The 16679-nt window shown below is 63.2% G+C and carries 12 protein-coding genes; 7 read left to right on the top strand and 5 right to left on the bottom strand.

What is annotated here, in order from left to right:
* Nucleotides 1–6: 6 nt before the first annotated feature.
* On the bottom strand, nucleotides 7–1500 hold the full coding sequence (locus MKD49_RS01415; protein ID WP_252695237.1) for a DUF1800 domain-containing protein: 1494 nt from the start codon (nucleotides 1498–1500) through the stop codon (nucleotides 7–9).
* 426 nt (nucleotides 1501–1926) lie between these two features.
* On the opposite strand from MKD49_RS01415, the gene MKD49_RS01410 reads away from it, so the two are divergent.
* Nucleotides 1927–2652 (top strand): response regulator transcription factor, encoded by a 726-nt coding sequence (locus MKD49_RS01410; protein ID WP_252695236.1) that lies wholly within the window; start codon nucleotides 1927–1929, stop codon nucleotides 2650–2652.
* Nucleotides 2653–3381, top strand: coding sequence for a response regulator (locus MKD49_RS01405; RefSeq protein WP_121042121.1), 729 nt, complete (start codon nucleotides 2653–2655; stop codon nucleotides 3379–3381).
* A 15-nt stretch (nucleotides 3382–3396) separates the two neighbouring features.
* Here MKD49_RS01405 and MKD49_RS01400 read toward each other — a convergent pair whose 3' ends face one another.
* A complete protein-coding gene (locus MKD49_RS01400; RefSeq protein WP_252695235.1) occupies nucleotides 3397–3858 on the bottom strand; it encodes a rhodanese-like domain-containing protein in 462 nt (153 codons plus the stop codon).
* A gap of 500 nt (nucleotides 3859–4358) precedes the next feature.
* Here MKD49_RS01400 and glnA point away from each other — a divergent pair, with 500 nt between their 5' ends.
* From glnA to ntrC, 3 genes are all read left to right on the top strand, one after another.
* Complete coding sequence (gene glnA / locus MKD49_RS01395) at nucleotides 4359–5774, top strand: type I glutamate--ammonia ligase (RefSeq protein WP_034331334.1); 1416 nt, start codon at nucleotides 4359–4361, stop codon at nucleotides 5772–5774.
* A gap of 196 nt (nucleotides 5775–5970) precedes the next feature.
* Nucleotides 5971–7044, top strand: a complete 1074-nt coding sequence (gene glnL / locus MKD49_RS01390; protein ID WP_034331333.1) for a nitrogen regulation protein NR(II) — start codon at nucleotides 5971–5973, stop codon at nucleotides 7042–7044.
* Nucleotides 7045–7181: 137 nt separating this feature from the next.
* Nucleotides 7182–8681 carry a nitrogen regulation protein NR(I) gene (gene ntrC, locus MKD49_RS01385; protein ID WP_121042117.1) on the top strand — a complete coding sequence of 500 codons (1500 nt, stop codon included), beginning with the start codon at nucleotides 7182–7184 and terminating at the stop codon, nucleotides 8679–8681.
* 194 nt (nucleotides 8682–8875) lie between these two features.
* Here the strand turns inward: ntrC and MKD49_RS01380 are convergent, their stop codons facing one another.
* From MKD49_RS01380 to prpR, 3 genes are all read right to left on the bottom strand, one after another.
* The gene (locus MKD49_RS01380) at nucleotides 8876–10507 is read right to left on the bottom strand and encodes a methyl-accepting chemotaxis protein (RefSeq protein WP_310839796.1); all 1632 of its coding nucleotides are present in this window, start codon (nucleotides 10505–10507) and stop codon (nucleotides 8876–8878) included.
* A 446-nt stretch (nucleotides 10508–10953) separates the two neighbouring features.
* Nucleotides 10954–12237, bottom strand: a complete 1284-nt coding sequence (locus tag MKD49_RS01375; protein ID WP_121042112.1) for an MFS transporter — start codon at nucleotides 12235–12237, stop codon at nucleotides 10954–10956.
* A 242-nt stretch (nucleotides 12238–12479) separates the two neighbouring features.
* Nucleotides 12480–14153: a propionate catabolism operon regulatory protein PrpR gene (gene prpR, locus MKD49_RS01370; protein WP_252695233.1), complete on the bottom strand. Its 1674-nt coding sequence runs from the start codon at nucleotides 14151–14153 to the stop codon at nucleotides 12480–12482.
* 318 nt (nucleotides 14154–14471) lie between these two features.
* Between prpR and prpB the strand changes: the two genes are divergently transcribed.
* Together prpB and prpC are read left to right on the top strand one after the other, a co-directional pair.
* The gene (gene prpB / locus MKD49_RS01365) at nucleotides 14472–15362 is read left to right on the top strand and encodes a methylisocitrate lyase (protein ID WP_121042346.1); all 891 of its coding nucleotides are present in this window, start codon (nucleotides 14472–14474) and stop codon (nucleotides 15360–15362) included.
* A 73-nt stretch (nucleotides 15363–15435) separates the two neighbouring features.
* The gene (gene prpC, locus MKD49_RS01360) at nucleotides 15436–16590 is read left to right on the top strand and encodes a 2-methylcitrate synthase (RefSeq protein WP_039784877.1); all 1155 of its coding nucleotides are present in this window, start codon (nucleotides 15436–15438) and stop codon (nucleotides 16588–16590) included.
* Nucleotides 16591–16679: the final 89 nt, after the last annotated feature.

Below are 16679 nucleotides of genomic sequence, written 5' to 3'. Positions count from 1 at the left end.
CAGCGGTTAGCGTTTCATGAAATCGGGACTGCCCAGGACCAGGCCGGCACGCTGGTTCTCAGGTGCGGCATTGATCTGTGCGGCGGTGGCCGGCGTGATGGCCGGGCCGAGGGTGCGCAGCAAGGCCGCTGCGTCCAGCGGCGGAGCCTCCGTATTGGAGGGCGCAGGCGCGCCTTCCACGCGGGCGATCGGCGACTTGCCGCTGGCCAGGTTGCCGGCCAGATTGATCCGCCGCAGCAGCGCGCCGGGATTGAGCCAGGCCGCCTGCGAATACTTGTAGCCCTCGGGCGTGAGCCAGCCGTACAGCGGCATGCCGAATTGCCCCAGTTCGCCATTGACCGGCTTGGGATTGCGCACCGGAATATCACCCGCGCGCAGGGCCGAGACCACGAACTGGTACGGCGTCTTGAATTGCGTCTGGTAATTGCTGCGGGCCCAGAATTGCGGACTGTCGAACAGGGTCTGCAACACGGCCCGGATATCGCCATGGCTGGCCAGGAATTTCTGCGCCAGCTTGTTCACCAGCGCCGGATCGGGTTGGTCGGCGACGAAGTATTCCACCAGCTGGGTCGAGATGAAGCGTGCCGTCGACGGATGATTGGCCAGGATGTCCAGCGCTGCCTCTCCTTCCTGATAGCCGCTCGCCTGCAGCGGTTTGCCGAGGAAGATCTTGGGGCCGTTGTCATGCCGTTGCGCGGCGAAGCGGAAGGGCGAGGCACCGGCCTTCATGGCGTCCACATCGATGGTCCAGCCGGAGAGAATGCGCGCCAGCGTGATCACGTCGGCCTGCTGATAGCCACCATTTACGCCCAGCGTATGCAGCTCCATCAGCTCGCGTGCATAGTTCTCGTTAAGCCCCTTGAAGCGGCCGCGCGCACCGGGCGTGCCGGCACCGCTGGAGAGCCAGTTGTCGAGGTAGTAGAGCATCGCCGGATGATGCGCCACCGCCCCCAGCAGATCGCGGAAGTTGCCCAGGGCATAGGGGCGGATGGCGTTCTTTTCATAGTCGCCCACCCAGTAGCGCACCCACTCCTTGCCTTCGAAGACGTTGAAGTGATTGGCCCAGAATTCCGTCATGACTTCTTCCAGCTGGCGCGGGCTTTCGCTGGCCTGCAGCAGCCGCGCCATGTGGAATTGCGGCGTCAGTTCGCGCGGCGCGCGCTGGCGCGCGGCCTGCTGCTCTTCCTTGCTGGCGCTGCGGTCGAAGGAGGGCGGGCCATAGTCGACGAACAACTGTGCCGGCGTCATCTGCAGGCCCGGCAGCGCCGCCAGGCGCGCCTGCAAGTCATCGGGCAGGGGGATGCGCTCGGGATGCAGTTGCTGGTCGATGTAGCGCTTCACGCCCATGCGCTCCACCTGCTCCAGATCGCCGGGACGCGGGCCATAGGCGAGCCGGTTGAGTACGTGCAGGGCGCGCTCCTGTTCCGACAGCGGGGCACTGGCGGAAGTCGGTCCAGCCGCCTGGGCCTGCCCCAAGGTGCAGGCAACCAGTGCCAGCATCAGCCAGGCTGAACGTGAAGGAAAAAGCTGCTTGAAGGGCGCTTGCATCGACGAGCCTCGCGAAGTCGAAAATTGGGGAGAACAGCTGCAGGCCAGTATGGTGATGGACTTGCACGCGGGCTGTAATAAAGTGTAATGCACGGGGCTGGCCGCGCCGCGATCCCGTGCTGCGGCGGCCGAGCGCCACTGTAGCGCAGCAAGCATTGTTCTTCATACAGGGTGTTACAAAGCTGACGCCTTCGTCAGCTTCCCGCAAGCGCGGTAAAGTATAAAAATTCTGCGATTTGTCACTGTTTTTCAGACGATTCTTATGCGCCGGAAGGCGGCGCTCGACCACAATAACGCCTTCGTCAGCGGCTGCATCAGAAGGGGGGCTGATGATGCACCGCAGCGGCTTCACATGATCAGAATACGAGGGGATAGCGCATGACATGGACCTTGGCATCGGCGTTGCGCATCGCGCTGCTGGACGACCACGCCGTGGTGCGTTACGGCCTGGCCAAGCGTCTGGCCGAGGAGCCGGATTTCACCGTGGTCGGCGCTTTCGCCACCAGCAAGGAGCTCATGGCAGCCTTGCGCGCCTCGCCGGCCGATCTGCTGCTGATCGATTATTCGCTGGGCAGCAATGACATCGACGGTCTCAACCTGATCCGCGCCTTGCGCGTGCGCTTTCCGCGTTCCAAGATCCTGGTGACCTCGGCCCACAGCAGCCCGGCGACGGTGGCCATGGCGATGAAGGCGGGGGCACGCGGTTTCGTCAGCAAATCGCAGGAGCTGGCCGAACTGATCCTGGCCATCCGCACCATCAGCCGGGGACGCGAATATCTCAACAGCACCATGACCCGCGAGCTGGCCATCATGCAGGCCGCCGAAGCGGCCACGCGCAGCCAGCCCGAAGTGCGCCCGCCGCGCCGGCGGCCGCGCGGGACCGACATCTCGCCGGACTCGCTGTCGGACATGCCCAGCCTGTCGCCGCGCGAACGGGAAGTCCTGCGCTGCTGCCTGGACGGCATGTCGGTCACCGACATCGCGGAAAAATTCGCACGCAGCGTCAAGACCATCAGCGGGCAGAAGCAATCGGCCTTCCGCAAGCTGGGCGTGCGCAGTGACAATGAACTGTTCAAGATCGAATACCAGATCAAGGAGCTGTAAATGCCGCACCAGAGGGAAAGCGCCACTACCGGGCAACGTGAACCGGCCGTGCTGCTGGTCGATGATTCCGTCACCATTCGTTACGCCATCCAGAACCGCCTGCAGCGGCTCGGCTGTCAGGTCGATTGCGTGGCCGATGGCGGCAGCGCATTGGCCGCCATCCGGGCGCGGCCCTACGGGCTGGTGCTGCTGGATTGCTTCCTGCCCGACATCCCCGGTCAGGAAGTCGCCCGCCAGGTGCGGCAGCTGGAACAGACGCAGCGCCAGCGTCCTTATACGCCGCTGATCGGCATTTCCGCCGAAACCGACGCCCTGCATGTGCAGCGCTGTCTCGACAGCGGCATGGACGGCATGCTTCCCAAGCCCCTGCAGACCCAGGCCATCCGGCGCCTGCTGGCCCTCTGGTGCGATCTCGACAATGAGGAGGATGGCCAGGCCATGACGCCTGAACAGGAATATGGACAGGATCTGGACCGGCTCTTCCTGCAAACCACCCGCAACGATCTGGCGGCGCTCGAACAGGCCAGCCTGCAGGGCGACAGAGGAAGGATGGTGCAGCTCGCACATCGCATGAAGGGAGCCGCCCTGACCATGGGCCGGCTGGAACTGGTGGCGCTGCTGGATTGCGTGGAAGAAGCGCTGCGCGCCGAGGCCGATGGCCAGGCCGCCATCAGCCTGCTGCTGCAGTCGCTGGCCAGTGCCCTGCAGGCGCGCAGCCTGCAGGCCTGATTCCGTCAGATTCGTTCAGGCACCCACCCACGGCAGGCCGGCCTTGCACCAGCCCTCGATGGTCTTGCGGTGGCCGTCGGCGTCCTTGTTGCCTTCAAAGCCTTCCAGGATATCGAAGCACTGCGTGTAGCCGTTTTCCGTGGCCAGCTTGGCGGCATGCTTGGAACGCACGCCCGAGCGGCACAGGAACAGCAGCACTTCACCGGGCCGGGCGACTTCCTGCAGTTGTTCGAGGAACTGCGGATTGGGCTTGCCCTCGGGGTAGAGATTCCATTGCACGGCCAGATGCTGTCCGGACGGGATCTGGACCACGCCGACCCAGTCACGCTCGGCGCGGGTGCGCACGTCGACCAGCTTGATGGCGGGATCGGACTGCAGCAGGGCCAGGGCTTCCTGCGGGGTCACGGCACCGGCATAGGGCAGTTGCCCGTCGGTCGCGCGTTGGGTGGCAGTGCTGAGAATCGAATCGTTGCTCATGGGTAAAGCCTCTGAAGAAGAAAGAAGCGCGTACAAGGAAGCGCAGGAATGCCGGTGAAAGCCCCTGAAGCGCAACGAAGCCAGTGAAGGCAATGTGCACCCAGGGGAGATGATTTTAAACAATATAAACAGTTAGGCAATTTTCCCAAGCTGGTGCACGCATGGCAGTTCATCCGGGGGGTGCCCCAACACGGCGCATGCGCCATAGTGGTGCAATTCATATCCAAATCCATGGATATGCATTTACTTGGTGCATTATTGGTAAATTGCACTAAAATAATGCATATCTGCAGTACCTCTGCACCGCGCGCAGCGCCCCAACTGGCGCGTCCTCCCTAAAAACTTCCATTATTGGCGCACCCGAAAGGTTGGTGGCATGGAATCTGCTATCATCCGCGACTGAGTTCGGCGCAAGACCGTTGTATCAAATGCAAAGATCCAGTCGCAGAAAACGGCTCAACACCCCAATTTATACTACTTCCTCGTTTTAGGAGATTCGCATGGCAAGGACGGCCGCAGAGGTTTTGAAGATGGTGAAGGACAACGAAGTCAAGTTTGTCGACTTCCGTTTCGCTGACACCCGTGGCAAGGAACAGCACGTTTCCGTGCCTGTTTCGCATTTCGACATCGACAAGTTCGAATCCGGTCACGCCTTCGACGGTTCGTCGATCGCCGGCTGGAAGGGTATCGAAGCCTCCGACATGCTGCTGATCCCGGACCCGAACACCGCCAACATCGACCCGTTCATGGAAGAGACCACCCTCTTCATGCAATGTGACGTGATCGAGCCGTCCGACGGCAAGGGCTACGACCGCGATCCGCGCTCCATCGCCAAGCGCGCTGAAGCCTACCTGAAGTCCTCCGGCCTGGGCGACACCGCCTACTTCGGTCCGGAACCCGAATTCTTCATCTTCGACGGCGTCCGTTGGGGTGCTGACATGTCCGGTTCCTTCGTCAAGATCGACTCCGAAGAAGCTTCCTGGAGCACCGGCGCCAAGATCGAAGGCGGCAACTCCGGCCACCGTCCGACCGTCAAGGGCGGCTACTTCCCGGTTCCCCCTGTCGACAGCTTCCAGGACATGCGTTCGGAAATGTCCCTGATCCTGGAATCCCTGGGCATCCCCGTCGAAGTGCACCACCACGAAGTTGCTGGCGCTGGCCAGAACGAACTGGGCACCAAGTTCTCGACCCTGGTCGAGCGCGCTGACTGGACCCAGACCCTGAAGTACGTGATCTGGAACGTCGCCCACACCTACGGCAAGACCGCAACCTTCATGCCCAAGCCCCTGGTTGGCGACAACGGCTCCGGCATGCACGTGCACCAGTCGGTCTGGAAGGATGGCAAGAACCTGTTCGCTGGCGACGGCTATGCCGGCCTGTCTGAGTTCGCGCTGTACTACATCGGCGGCATCATCAAGCACGCCAAGGCCCTGAACGCGATCACCAACCCCGGCACCAACTCGTACAAGCGTCTGGTCCCTGGCTTCGAAGCTCCGGTCAAGCTGGCCTACTCGGCCCGCAACCGTTCCGCTTCGATCCGTATCCCGCACGTGGCGAACCCGAAGGGCCGCCGCATCGAGACCCGTTTCCCGGATCCCCTGGCCAACCCGTACCTGTGCTTCTCGGCTCTGCTGATGGCCGGTCTGGATGGCGTGCAGAACAAGATCCACCCGGGCGAAGCTGCCACCAAGGACCTGTACCACCTGCCGCCGGAAGAAGACAAGCTGATCCCGACCGTCTGTGCTTCGCTGGATGAAGCCCTGGAGCACCTGGACAAGGACCGCGAGTTCCTGACCCGTGGCGGCGTGTTCACCGACAGCATGATCGATGCCTACATCGAGCTGAAGATGCAGGAAGTCCAACGCTTCCGCATGACCACGCACCCGATCGAATTCGACATGTACTACTCGCTGTAATCGAATCCGCATCCGGAGAAAAAGGGGAAGCTTGCTTCCCCTTTTTTTATGCGCGGCGCACCGCCCGCTGCAGGGCAGTGCGCCCGAAAATTGCTAGTCAAAACAGATCCAGTACAACATCCGCCGCGGCAAGCCTTTGCAAGATGCAGCCAGACCGGCACGAGACGACATGACCCCAGGCATCAAGAATCCTCCCATGAAGACACCGCTCCCATCCCTCGATGGCCTCGACCTGCTGGCCTCGGCCGTGATCATCCTCGATGCCAATGGCGGCATCGTCTACGCCAATGCCGCCGCCGAGAACCTGCTGGAGAGCTCCTTCAAGGTGCTCTCGCAGCAGAAGCTCTCGGAGCTCTTCCTCAATGGCAAGGAGCTGACCGCGCTGTTCTACCAGGCCATCGAACACCAGTTCGCCGACAAGCGCCTGGACCTGGTGCTGGAGCGTGCCAACCGCGAGCCGCTGCAGGTCCACACCATCGTCACGCCCCTGGACAGCACCGACTGGCCGGTGCTGCTGGAGCTGCGCGAGAACGTCCAGCAACTCAAGCTGGACCGCGAAGAGCGCATGTTCGACCAGAGCCAGGCCAACAAGGAACTGATCCGCAACCTGGCCCACGAGATCAAGAATCCGCTGGGCGGTATCCGTGGCGCCGCCCAGCTGCTGGAGCTGGAGTTGCCCGAGCGCCACCTCAAGGAATTGCGCGAATACACCCAGGTCATCATCAAGGAAGCCGACCGCCTGCAGACCCTGGTGGATCGGCTGCTAGCCCCGCACCGCCACCCGCACATCGTGGGCGACGTCAACATCCACGAAGTCTGCGAACGCGTGCGCAGCCTGGTGATGGCCGAGTTCCCGCAGGGGCTGACCATCAAGCGCGACTATGACCTGTCGATCCCCGAATTCCGGGGCGACAAGGAGCAACTGATCCAGGCCGTCCTGAACATCGTCCACAACGCTGCGCAAGCGCTGGCCGACCGCATCCGTGCCGGTGATGGCGAGCTGATTCTGCGCACGCGCGTCTCGCGCCAGGTGACGCTATCCAAGGTCAGATACCGGCTGGCACTAGACTTGCATATCATCGATAACGGTCCGGGCATTCCTCCCGACATCCAGGAAAGAATCTTCTATCCGCTGGTGTCGGGTCGCGAGGGAGGCAGCGGACTGGGGCTGACCCTGGCGCAGACCTTCGTGCATCAGCACATGGGGGTCATCGAATGCGACAGCCGGCCCGGTTGTACCGATTTCAGAATACTTATACCGCTGCCGTGAGCATGGCCGCAGGCGGCGCGCCAAAGCCGAGTGGATGCAGAGCATCCGGTCCACCAAGGGGGCTGCGGACAGGGCGTCAGAAGCGCCGTGGATCGCGGGAGCATTAACAGCATGACCAACGCAGGAAGAAGTTATTTATGAAGCCAATCTGGATTGTTGACGACGACGAATCGATACGCTGGGTGCTCGAAAAAGCCCTGGCCCGAGAAAATCTCGCCACGCAGAGTTTTTCCAGCGCACGCGATGCGATGGCAGCCCTGCAGAACGGCACGCCGCAAGTGCTGGTGTCCGACATCCGCATGCCCGGTGCCTCCGGCCTGGAACTGCTGCAGACCATCAAGGCCAAGCACCCCGGCATCCCGGTGATCATCATCACCGCCTTCTCGGACCTGGATTCGGCGGTCTCCGCCTTCCAGGGCGGCGCCTTCGAATACCTGGCCAAGCCCTTCGACGTCGACAAGGCGGTCGAACTGATTCGCCGCGCGCTCGACGAGAGCCTGCGCGAAACCGATATCGAACAGGGCGCGGCCCAGACCCCCGAAATCCTCGGGCAGGCCCCTGCGATGCAGGACGTGTTCCGCGCCATCGGCCGCCTGTCGCAATCCAACGTGACGGTGCTCATCACCGGCGAATCCGGTTCCGGCAAGGAGCTGGTGGCGCGTGCCCTGCACAAGCACAGCCCGCGCGCCAGCCAGCCGTTCGTGGCGCTCAACACGGCGGCGATTCCCAAGGACCTGCTGGAATCCGAACTGTTCGGCCATGAACGCGGTGCCTTCACCGGCGCGCAAGCGATGCGCCGTGGCCGTTTCGAACAGGCCGAGGGCGGCACGCTGTTCCTCGATGAAATCGGCGACATGCCGCTGGACCTGCAGACGCGCCTGTTGCGCGTGCTGTCCGACGGGCACTTCTATCGTGTCGGCGGCCATCAGTCGCTGAAGGCCAATGTACGCGTCATTGCGGCCACTCACCAGAACCTGGAGCAGCGTGTACGTGAAGGTTTGTTCCGGGAAGACTTGTACCACCGCCTGAACGTGATTCGCCTGCGCCTGCCCAGCCTGCGCGAACGCAGCGAAGACATTCCCATCCTGGCCCGCTACTTCCTGGCGCAGAGTGCGCGCCAGCTGGGCGTGGAGGCCAAGCGCCTGTCGCCGCAGGCGATGCAGTTCCTGTCGCAGCTGGAATTCCCCGGCAACGTGCGCCAGCTGGAAAACCTGTGCAACTGGATCACCGTGATGGCCCCGGGCCAGACGGTCGAGATCAAGGACCTGCCGCAGGATCTGGTGGAAGAACGCGTCCATGCACCGCAACCGGCGCAGACCGTTTCCGCGCCCGCCTCGGCGGCTGCCGTGGCCGCTCCGGTGGCGTATGCCGATCCGGCGTCCGCCGCTGCACCGGCGGATGCTGCGGCCGGCAACTGGATCTCGCTGCTGGAAGTGGAGGCGGCGCAGATGCTGGCCTCCGAACAGCCTGAAGTGATGGACATCCTCGGCCGCCAGTTCGAAGCGGCGCTCATCAAGATCGCCCTGAAACACACCCACGGCCGCAAGAACGACGCCGCCGTGCGCCTGGGCATCGGCCGCAACACCATCACCCGCAAGATCCAGGAACTGGGGATCGGCGGCGCGGAAGACGACTGATCCGCAGCGCAACCGTCAAGCAGGGGAGGTCTGCCCGCGTGCCGCCGCGTGGGCAGCATCAGCAAGGGGAAGAGGCGGCGGCCACAAAAAAGGAAATGGCCTGGATCGCGAGATCCAGGCCATTTTTATTGATGCTGCTGATAAACGATTTATAAAATTTAAATCATTTAGTTAATTCAGCAAGAGGGGCGCGTTCACATGGCCAGGCGCGGCATGTGAGGCTGGCCATTGGTCGCCAGAGCGGGCATGAGCGGCGCAGCCTGCAGGAGCTGCGCGTCGATGCGGAACACCGACGCCGCCGCCGTCAATTGTTCGGCCTGTTGCATCATGGCCTGGGCGGCAGCAGCGGCCTGTTCCACCAGGGCGGCGTTTTGCTGCGTGACCTGGTCCATCTGCAAGATGGCTGCATTGATTTGCGTGATGCCGGCGCTTTGCTCTTCCGAAGCATGCGCGATGTCGCTGATGATGCGGGTGGTATCGACCGAGGCGCGCATGACTTCGGCGATGGTGCCGCCGGCCTTTTCCACCAGCGTTGTGCCGCTCTGGATGCGCCCCACAGAGCCTTCGATGAGTCCCTTGATTTCCTTGGCGGCACCGGCGCTGCGCTGGGCCAGCGCGCGCACTTCGGTGGCCACCACGGCGAAGCCGCGGCCGTTCTCGCCGGCGCGTGCCGCTTCCACGGCGGCATTGAGGGCCAGGATATTGGTCTGGAAGGCGATGCCTTCGATGACGCTGATGATGTCCGACATCTGGTGCGAGCTGACGGCGATCTCGCGCATGGTGCTGACCACTTGCGCGATTTCCGTTTCACCACGGCGGGCCACATCGGCACCGGCACTGGCAACGTGGCTGGCCTTGCGGGCGTGGTCGGTATTCTGCTGCACGGTGCTGGTCAGCTGTTCCATGCTGGAGGCGGTTTCCTCCAGCGAGGCGGCCTGTTCTTCGGTACGTTGCGAGAGATCGGTATTGCCCTGGGCGATTTCGCGTGCGGCCACGTGGATGGCACCGCTGGCCTGCTGGATCTGGCCGACCAGGCCGGCCAGCTGTTCGCGCATGGTCATGAGCGAATGCATCAGGCTGGCGCGGTCACCCTTGCGCAGTTGCAGTTGCGCGCTCAGGTTGCCGGCGGCGATCTGGGCCGACAGCCACATCGCTTCGGCCGGCTCGCCACCCAGCTGGCGCGTCAGGCGGCGGCTGATCAGCAGTGCGATCAGCAAGCCGATCAGCGCCGATGCCAGGGTCAGGCCGATGATCAGCATGCGGCTGCCGGCATAGGCTTCGCGCGCGCTGGTGGCGGCCTCGGCGACGCCCTTTTCGTTGACGGTGATGAGACGCTGGATCTGCACTTCCATCGCCGCGCGCAGCGGGAAGAGCTGGTCTTTCATGATGTCCACGGCCTGCTCCTGCTTGCCTTGCTCAAGGGCGGCCAGCATCTGCTGGCTCACGGCCAGGTACTTGGGCAGCAGGGCCTGCAGCTCGTCGTAGGCGGCTTGTTCCTCGGACGTATGGATGAGCGGACGATACTGGTCGGCGGCGCTGGTGTAGCGTCCCAGCGAGGCGGTCAGGCGCGTGCGGGCATCCTGCATGCGCTGCGCATCATTGGCGGTGAGCGCACGATACTGGGCCAGGTTGAAGGCGCGGATCTCGGCCTGCATGGTCTTGGCCGTGGCGACGCTGGGCATGAGGTTGGTCTGCACTTCGTTGAGCTGTGCGTCGACGGTATTGAGTCCGTACCAGGCCGCCGCACCGAGCACGGCCATGAACAGGATCAAAACGGAAAAACCCAACATAAGCTGGGTGGCAACTTTGGTCTGTCTGAAATTCACGATATCCCTCAGGGGGCTGGCCTGCCGCCACTGACGGCAGACGAAGGGTGGATGATGATTCCGACGCAGGCGCACGGCCTGCAAGGGTGAGCGGCAGTGCCGTCAGGATGAGCTCCGGGGGAAGCGCCATGAACTTTAATGGCAGTCTTGCCCAAATTCAAGATGAATTTGGCAGGATGACGCCAAACGGAAACACTCTTTCAATTATGCTTATCAATGCATAAATATGGATTGGCAACAAGTTGACCGAAGTGCCACCGCATCTCGATCAAAACTGACAAATTGCGTGGTGTGCACCCGTGACGAGTCCATCAAGAAAAATGGCCAGGATCGGGTGATCCTGGCCATTTGGCGGATGTGCCATGTACGGAGCGGAAGTCGCTGCAGCAGCGCCTGCCGCTCCGCTAAAAAGCAGTAAATGATTTATATCATTTGTCTGTTTTCGGTCAGCGCAGGCGCAGCACGAAACGTGCGGCCAGCGTGGCGATCAGACTCAGCACTGCGCCAAAGATGACGAAGTAGCTCACCGACAGCTTGTTGCCGGTGAAGTCGATCAGCCAGGTGATGATGAGGCCGGCGAAGCCGCCGAAGATGGTGACGGCAATGTTATACGCCAGCGACATGCCGGTGCCGCGCGTGGCCACCGGGAAGATGTCGGCCAGCAGGGCCGGCATGGAGGCGAAATACATGGTCATGAGCACGCCGATGACGGTCTGCAGCAACAGCAGTTGCAGGAAGCCCGGCGAGTTGGTCAGGAACACGAACATCGGATAGGTCAGCACGATGTACAGCGCGCTGCTGGTGATCATGAAGGGCGTGCGGCCGATCTTGTCGGACATCGCACCCACCAGCGGCGAGCCGATGAACATGATCAGGCCGGCCACCGACATGGCGGCAAACGAGGACCAGGCCGGCAGGCCCAGCTGCTTGACCGCATAGGTCGGGATGTACAGCGACAGGTACACCGAGACGGTCGCCATGATGACGCTGCCGGCACCGATCAAGAGGCGCATCTTCTGGTGGGCGAAGGTATCGCGCAGGGGCGCATCGGTCTTTTCGCTGGATTCCTTGAACTCGGGTGCTTCATCCAGATGGCGGCGGATGTAGATGCCGGCCGGTGCGATCAGCAAGCCGAAGATGAACGGCACGCGCCAGCCCCACGAGGCCAGTTGCTCGGGCGTGAGCATGTTGTTGAGCACGGCGCCGAAGATGGCCGCCAGCAGCAGGCTGATGCCCTGGCTGGCCACCTGCCAGCTGGAGAAGAAACCACGGCGATGCGGGGCATGTTCCACCAGGAAGGCGGTGGAGCTGCCGAACTCGCCACCGGCGGAGAAGCCCTGGATCATCTTGCCCAGTGCGATGCCGGCCGGCGCCAGCAGGCCGATGCTGGCGTAGCTGGGCATGAAGGCGATCATCGCCGTGCCGACCGTCATCAGCATGATGGACAGCATCAGCGCCGCCTTGCGGCCTGCGCGGTCGGAGTAGGCGCCCAGCACCACCGCGCCCAGCGGACGCATGAAGAAGGACACGCCGAAGGTGGCGAAGGTCAGCAGCAGCGAGACGCTGTCGTCGCCGGTCGGGAAGAACTGCTTGGCGATGACCACGGCGAAGGCGCCATAGATGAGGATGTCGAACCATTCGAGCGCATTGCCGATGGAGGACGAGATGATCGCACGCCGCGCTTGCGGATGCGTGGTGCCGGCGCCAGGCGCCGCGGTGTTGCTGGTCATGGAGACTCCCTGATGGATACGTGGATGGAGGAGCAGCACGCCGTTCTGACCCTGGCGGAGCAGAAGGCTGCCTGGCTGTGTATGGATGGTTGTGGGCTCCCTGTGACGGCCGGGGCCGTTACAGCGGGCGAGGATAGGCGGCGCGACGCGGCACTGTCAAGGCGCAGTGCGGGGGATTATCAGGAGGCAGGACGCGCACCTGATTTTGCGAAATAATTTTCTCGTTTCCCGTGCCTGCAGCCTCATGATGGCTCCCTGTTCTGCGCTTCCGTTTCCTTGAGCTTGCGCCACAAGGTCGTGCGGCTGATCCCGAGATGGCGCGCAGCCGCGGCACGGTTGCCACGGAAGCGGCGCAGTGCAGCTTCAATGGCATCAGCGTCGGGGGCGATGTCGGACGTGATCAGCTCATGGGGTGCCACCACTTCCGCCGTGTTCGACAGCAGCGGCTGCGCCATCCCCGCCAGCTCCGGCGCCACCCGCTGGATCAGCGCCGGTGTCAGCGCCTGCAGCGGTTCTGCGGCCAGGAACAGGGCCAGTCTTTCCATCAGGTTGCGCAGTTCGCGCACGTTGCCGGGCCAGTCATAGGCACACAGCAGCGGTGCACAGCGCAGGATCTCGGCCCCCAGGTTGGCGTGCGGCCGCGCATCCATTGCCGCCAGCGCATGCTTGAGATGCCATTCGGCCAGCGCCGCAATATCCTCGCGGCGCGCGCGCAAGGGCGGCAACTGCAAACGCAGTACGCTGAGCCGGTAATACAGGTCCGCCCGAAATCGGCCTTCACGCACCCGCGCTTCCAGATCGCAGTGGGTGGCGCTGATGATGCGCACCTGGACCGCAATGGGCCGCGTGCCGCCCACGCGCACGACTTCGCGCTCTTCCAGCACGCGCAGCAATCGCGTCTGCAGTGGCAGCGGCATCTCGCCGATTTCATCGAGCAGCAGCGTGCCGCGATGGGCCGCTTCAAAGACACCGGCCCGTCCGCCACGGCGCGACCCGGTGAAAGCGCCTTCCTCATAACCGAACAGTTCGGATTCCAGCAGCGATTCGGCCAGCGCGCCGCAATTGATGGCCACGAAGGGGTGGGCTGCCTGGGTCTTGCCCTGCATGCGCGGATGAGCACGATGGATGGCTTGCGCCGCCAGTTCCTTGCCGGTGCCGGTCTCACCCTGGATCAATACGTTGGCCGGCGAGCGCGCAAAGAGCGTGATCGACTGGCGCACCGTTTCCATCACCTCCGAATCGCCCCGCAGGTCCTTGAGGTGATGCCGTGCGCGCAGGCTGTCAGCGACCGGCAGGCTGGGGCCACGCGTGCTTTCCAGCTGTGTCAGCCGCGCCAGTTCCAGCGCATCTTCAAAGGCCTGCCGCACCGTGGCCGAGGAGTAGAGGAAGATCCCCTGCATCCCCGCTTCCTCGGCCAGGTCGGTGATGAGCCCGGCCCCGACCACCGCCTGCACGCCGCCGGCTTTCAGTTCCTGCACTACGGCGCGCGCGTCTTCTTCGGTGGCATAGGTGCGCTGGGCAATGTCGAGTCCGAACATCTGCTGGAATTCGGTCAGGGCCGGCATCGCCTCCTGATAAGTGACCAGCCCGATGCGCGCGCTGATCTGGCGGGCACGGGCCAGTGCCTGCATCACGTCGAAGCCGCTGGCGCGCGCCACCACCACCGGCACTGGCAGGCGGCTTTTGAGATAGGCACCGTTGGAGCCGGCCGAGATCACCACATCGCAGCGCTCGCTGGCCAGGCGCTCGCGGATGGCGCGCACGGCCTCGTCGAAGCCCAGATGTATGGGCTCGATATCGGCCACGCCGTCGAATTCCAGCGTGATGTCGCGGAAAAGTTCGGAGAGGCGCGACACGGACACGGTCCAGATCACGGGCTTGTCGGCCAGGCGGTCAGCGGGGGCAGGGCGTTTCATGGTGGGCGTTCGCGGCGTTTCGATGAAACGTTAATGTAACACTGATGAAACGGCCAGGGTTGTGGAACATCAACCCGACAGAAGGCGGGTACGCCCGGAGAGCGCACCGGAAGGGAAGCCTGCCAGCCTTGTCCGGCGCTGGTTTCAGACGATATGAAGGTTTTTTCATGCCTTGCGCCATGCAATGCTGCACTGCGATGGCACGGCCGTTGCAATGGTGAACGCACATGTCGCAGGACGGGTGTGATGCAGCCCCGCCCGCCGCAGTCAGGCAATCCAGACTTTCCGTATTTCAACCTCATCGAGAAGGTGTCCACCATGGCTCTCCACTCCGCAGGCGCAGCGTTCCGCCAGGCCGTCCAGGAAGAATCCCCCTTGCAAGTCATCGGCGCGATCAACGCCAATCACGCCCTGTTGGCCAAGCGTGCCGGCTTCCGCGCGATCTACCTGTCCGGCGGCGGCGTGGCTGCGGGTTCGCTGGGCCTGCCTGACCTGGGCATCTCCAACCTGGATGACGTGCTCACCGACGTGCGCCGCATCACTGACGTGTGCGACCTGCCGCTGCTGGTGGACGTCGATACCGGCTTCGGTGCCTCGGCCTTCAACGTGGCGCGCACCGTGAAGTCCATGATCAAGTTCGGCGCGGCCGCCATGCACATCGAAGACCAGGTCGGCGCCAAGCGCTGCGGCCATCGTCCCAACAAGGAGATCGTCACCAAACAGGAAATGGTGGACCGCATCAAGGCCGCCGTCGATGCCCGTACCGATGAGAACTTCGTCATCATGGCGCGCACCGATGCGCTGGCGGTCGAAGGGCTGGACGCCGCCATCGAGCGCGCCGTGGCCTGCGTCGAAGCCGGTGCCGACATGATCTTCCCGGAAGCCATCACCGACCTCGCCATGTACAAGCAGTTCGCCAATGCGGTGAAGGTGCCGATCCTGGCCAACATCACCGAATTCGGCTCGACGCCGCTGTTTACCGTCGACGAATTGAAGGGCGCCGATGTGGGCCTGGTGCTCTATCCGCTCTCGGCCTTCCGCGCCATGAACAAGGCCGCCGAAAACGTCTACCAGGCGATTCGCCGCGACGGCACCCAGAAGAACGTGGTCGATACCATGCAGACCCGCATGGAGCTCTATGACCGCATCGATTACCACAGCTACGAGCAGCGTCTGGATGCGCTGTTTGCCCAGCAGAAGAACAAGTAAAACATTACCGCAAGACCGAATACCCCCTTCCGATAATCAGTTTCGAGCCAATACAGACTACGAGGAGAACACGATGAGCGATCAGCAAGCCCCCGGTTTCAAGCCCAAGAAATCCGTTGCCCTCTCTGGCGTGACCGCCGGCAACACCGCCCTGTGTACCGTCGGCAAGACCGGCAATGACCTGCACTACCGCGGCTACGACATCCTGGACGTGGCCGACAGCTGCGAGTTCGAGGAAATCGCTCACCTGCTGGTGCACGGCAAGCTGCCCACCGCCGCTGAACTGCGCGCTTACAAGGCCAAGCTCAAGGCCCTGCGCGGTCTGCCGGCCAACGTCAAGGCGGCGCTGGAGTGGCTGCCTGCGGCCTCGCATCCGATGGACGTGATGCGCACCGGCGTCTCGGCGCTGGGTTGCGTGCTGCCCGAGAAGGATGACCACAACACCCCCGGCGCGCGCGACATCGCTGACCGCCTGATGGCGTCGCTCGGTTCCATGCTGCTGTACTGGTACCACTACAGCCACAATGGCAACCGCATCGAAGTCGAGACCGATGACGATTCCATCGGCGCGCACTTCCTGCACCTGCTGCACGGCGAGAAGCCTTCCGACGCCTGGGAGAAGGCCATGCACACCTCGCTGATCCTGTACGCGGAACACGAATTCAACGCCTCCACCTTCACCGGCCGCGTCATCGCCGGCACCGGTTCGGACATGTATTCGGCCATCACCGGTGCCATCGGCGCACTGCGCGGCCCCAAGCACGGCGGCGCCAATGAAGTGGCCTTCGAGATCCAGAAGCGCTACGACAACCCCGACGAAGCCGAGGCCGACATCCGCCGCCGCGTCGAGAACAAGGAAGTGGTGATCGGTTTCGGCCATCCGGTCTACACCATCTCCGACCCGCGCAACAAGGTCATCAAGGAAGTGGCGCGCAAGCTCTCCAAGGAAGCCGGTTCGACCAAGATGTTTGACATCGCCGAACGCCTGGAAACGGTCATGTGGGACATCAAGAAGATGTTCCCCAACCTGGACTGGTTCTCGGCCGTGTCCTACCACATGATGGGCGTACCGACCGCGATGTTCACGCCGCTGTTCGTCATTGCCCGCACCTCGGGCTGGGCGGCGCACATCATCGAACAGCGCATCGACAACAAGATCATCCGCCCCTCGGCCAACTACGTGGGACCGGAAGACCTGAAGTTCGTGCCGATCAGCAAGCGCAAGTAAGACCAAGCAAGACGAAGTGCCCGCGCAGTTGAGTCATCAGCGGATGGCGCGGGCATGAGGGGCAAGAGAGGGAGAGGGAGCAGCAAGAA

It is taken from the genome of Herbaspirillum sp. WGmk3 (genome assembly GCF_023952535.1).
GTDB classification, from domain to species: domain Bacteria; phylum Pseudomonadota; class Gammaproteobacteria; order Burkholderiales; family Burkholderiaceae_D; genus Herbaspirillum; species Herbaspirillum huttiense.
The sequence above is the reverse complement of the archived record's forward strand: the minus strand, read 5'-3'. Positions and strand labels throughout refer to the sequence as shown.

Bases quoted from the DNA above. Each gene is read 5' to 3' on its own strand.
- glnL (WP_034331333.1), top strand. From the start codon at position 5,971: ATGAAGACACCGCTCCCATCCCTCGATGGCCTCGACCTGCTGGCCTCG.
- MKD49_RS01375 (WP_121042112.1), bottom strand. From the start codon at position 12,237: ATGACCAGCAACACCGCGGCGCCTGGCGCCGGCACCACGCATCCGCAA.
- prpR (WP_252695233.1), bottom strand. From the start codon at position 14,153: ATGAAACGCCCTGCCCCCGCTGACCGCCTGGCCGACAAGCCCGTGATC.
- ntrC (WP_121042117.1), top strand. From the start codon at position 7,182: ATGAAGCCAATCTGGATTGTTGACGACGACGAATCGATACGCTGGGTG.
- MKD49_RS01410 (WP_252695236.1), top strand. From the start codon at position 1,927: ATGACATGGACCTTGGCATCGGCGTTGCGCATCGCGCTGCTGGACGAC.
- glnA (WP_034331334.1), top strand. From the start codon at position 4,359: ATGGCAAGGACGGCCGCAGAGGTTTTGAAGATGGTGAAGGACAACGAA.
- MKD49_RS01400 (WP_252695235.1), bottom strand. From the start codon at position 3,858: ATGAGCAACGATTCGATTCTCAGCACTGCCACCCAACGCGCGACCGAC.
- MKD49_RS01415 (WP_252695237.1), bottom strand. From the start codon at position 1,500: ATGCTGGCACTGGTTGCCTGCACCTTGGGGCAGGCCCAGGCGGCTGGA.
- MKD49_RS01405 (WP_121042121.1), top strand. From the start codon at position 2,653: ATGCCGCACCAGAGGGAAAGCGCCACTACCGGGCAACGTGAACCGGCC.
- prpC (WP_039784877.1), top strand. From the start codon at position 15,436: ATGAGCGATCAGCAAGCCCCCGGTTTCAAGCCCAAGAAATCCGTTGCC.
- prpB (WP_121042346.1), top strand. From the start codon at position 14,472: ATGGCTCTCCACTCCGCAGGCGCAGCGTTCCGCCAGGCCGTCCAGGAA.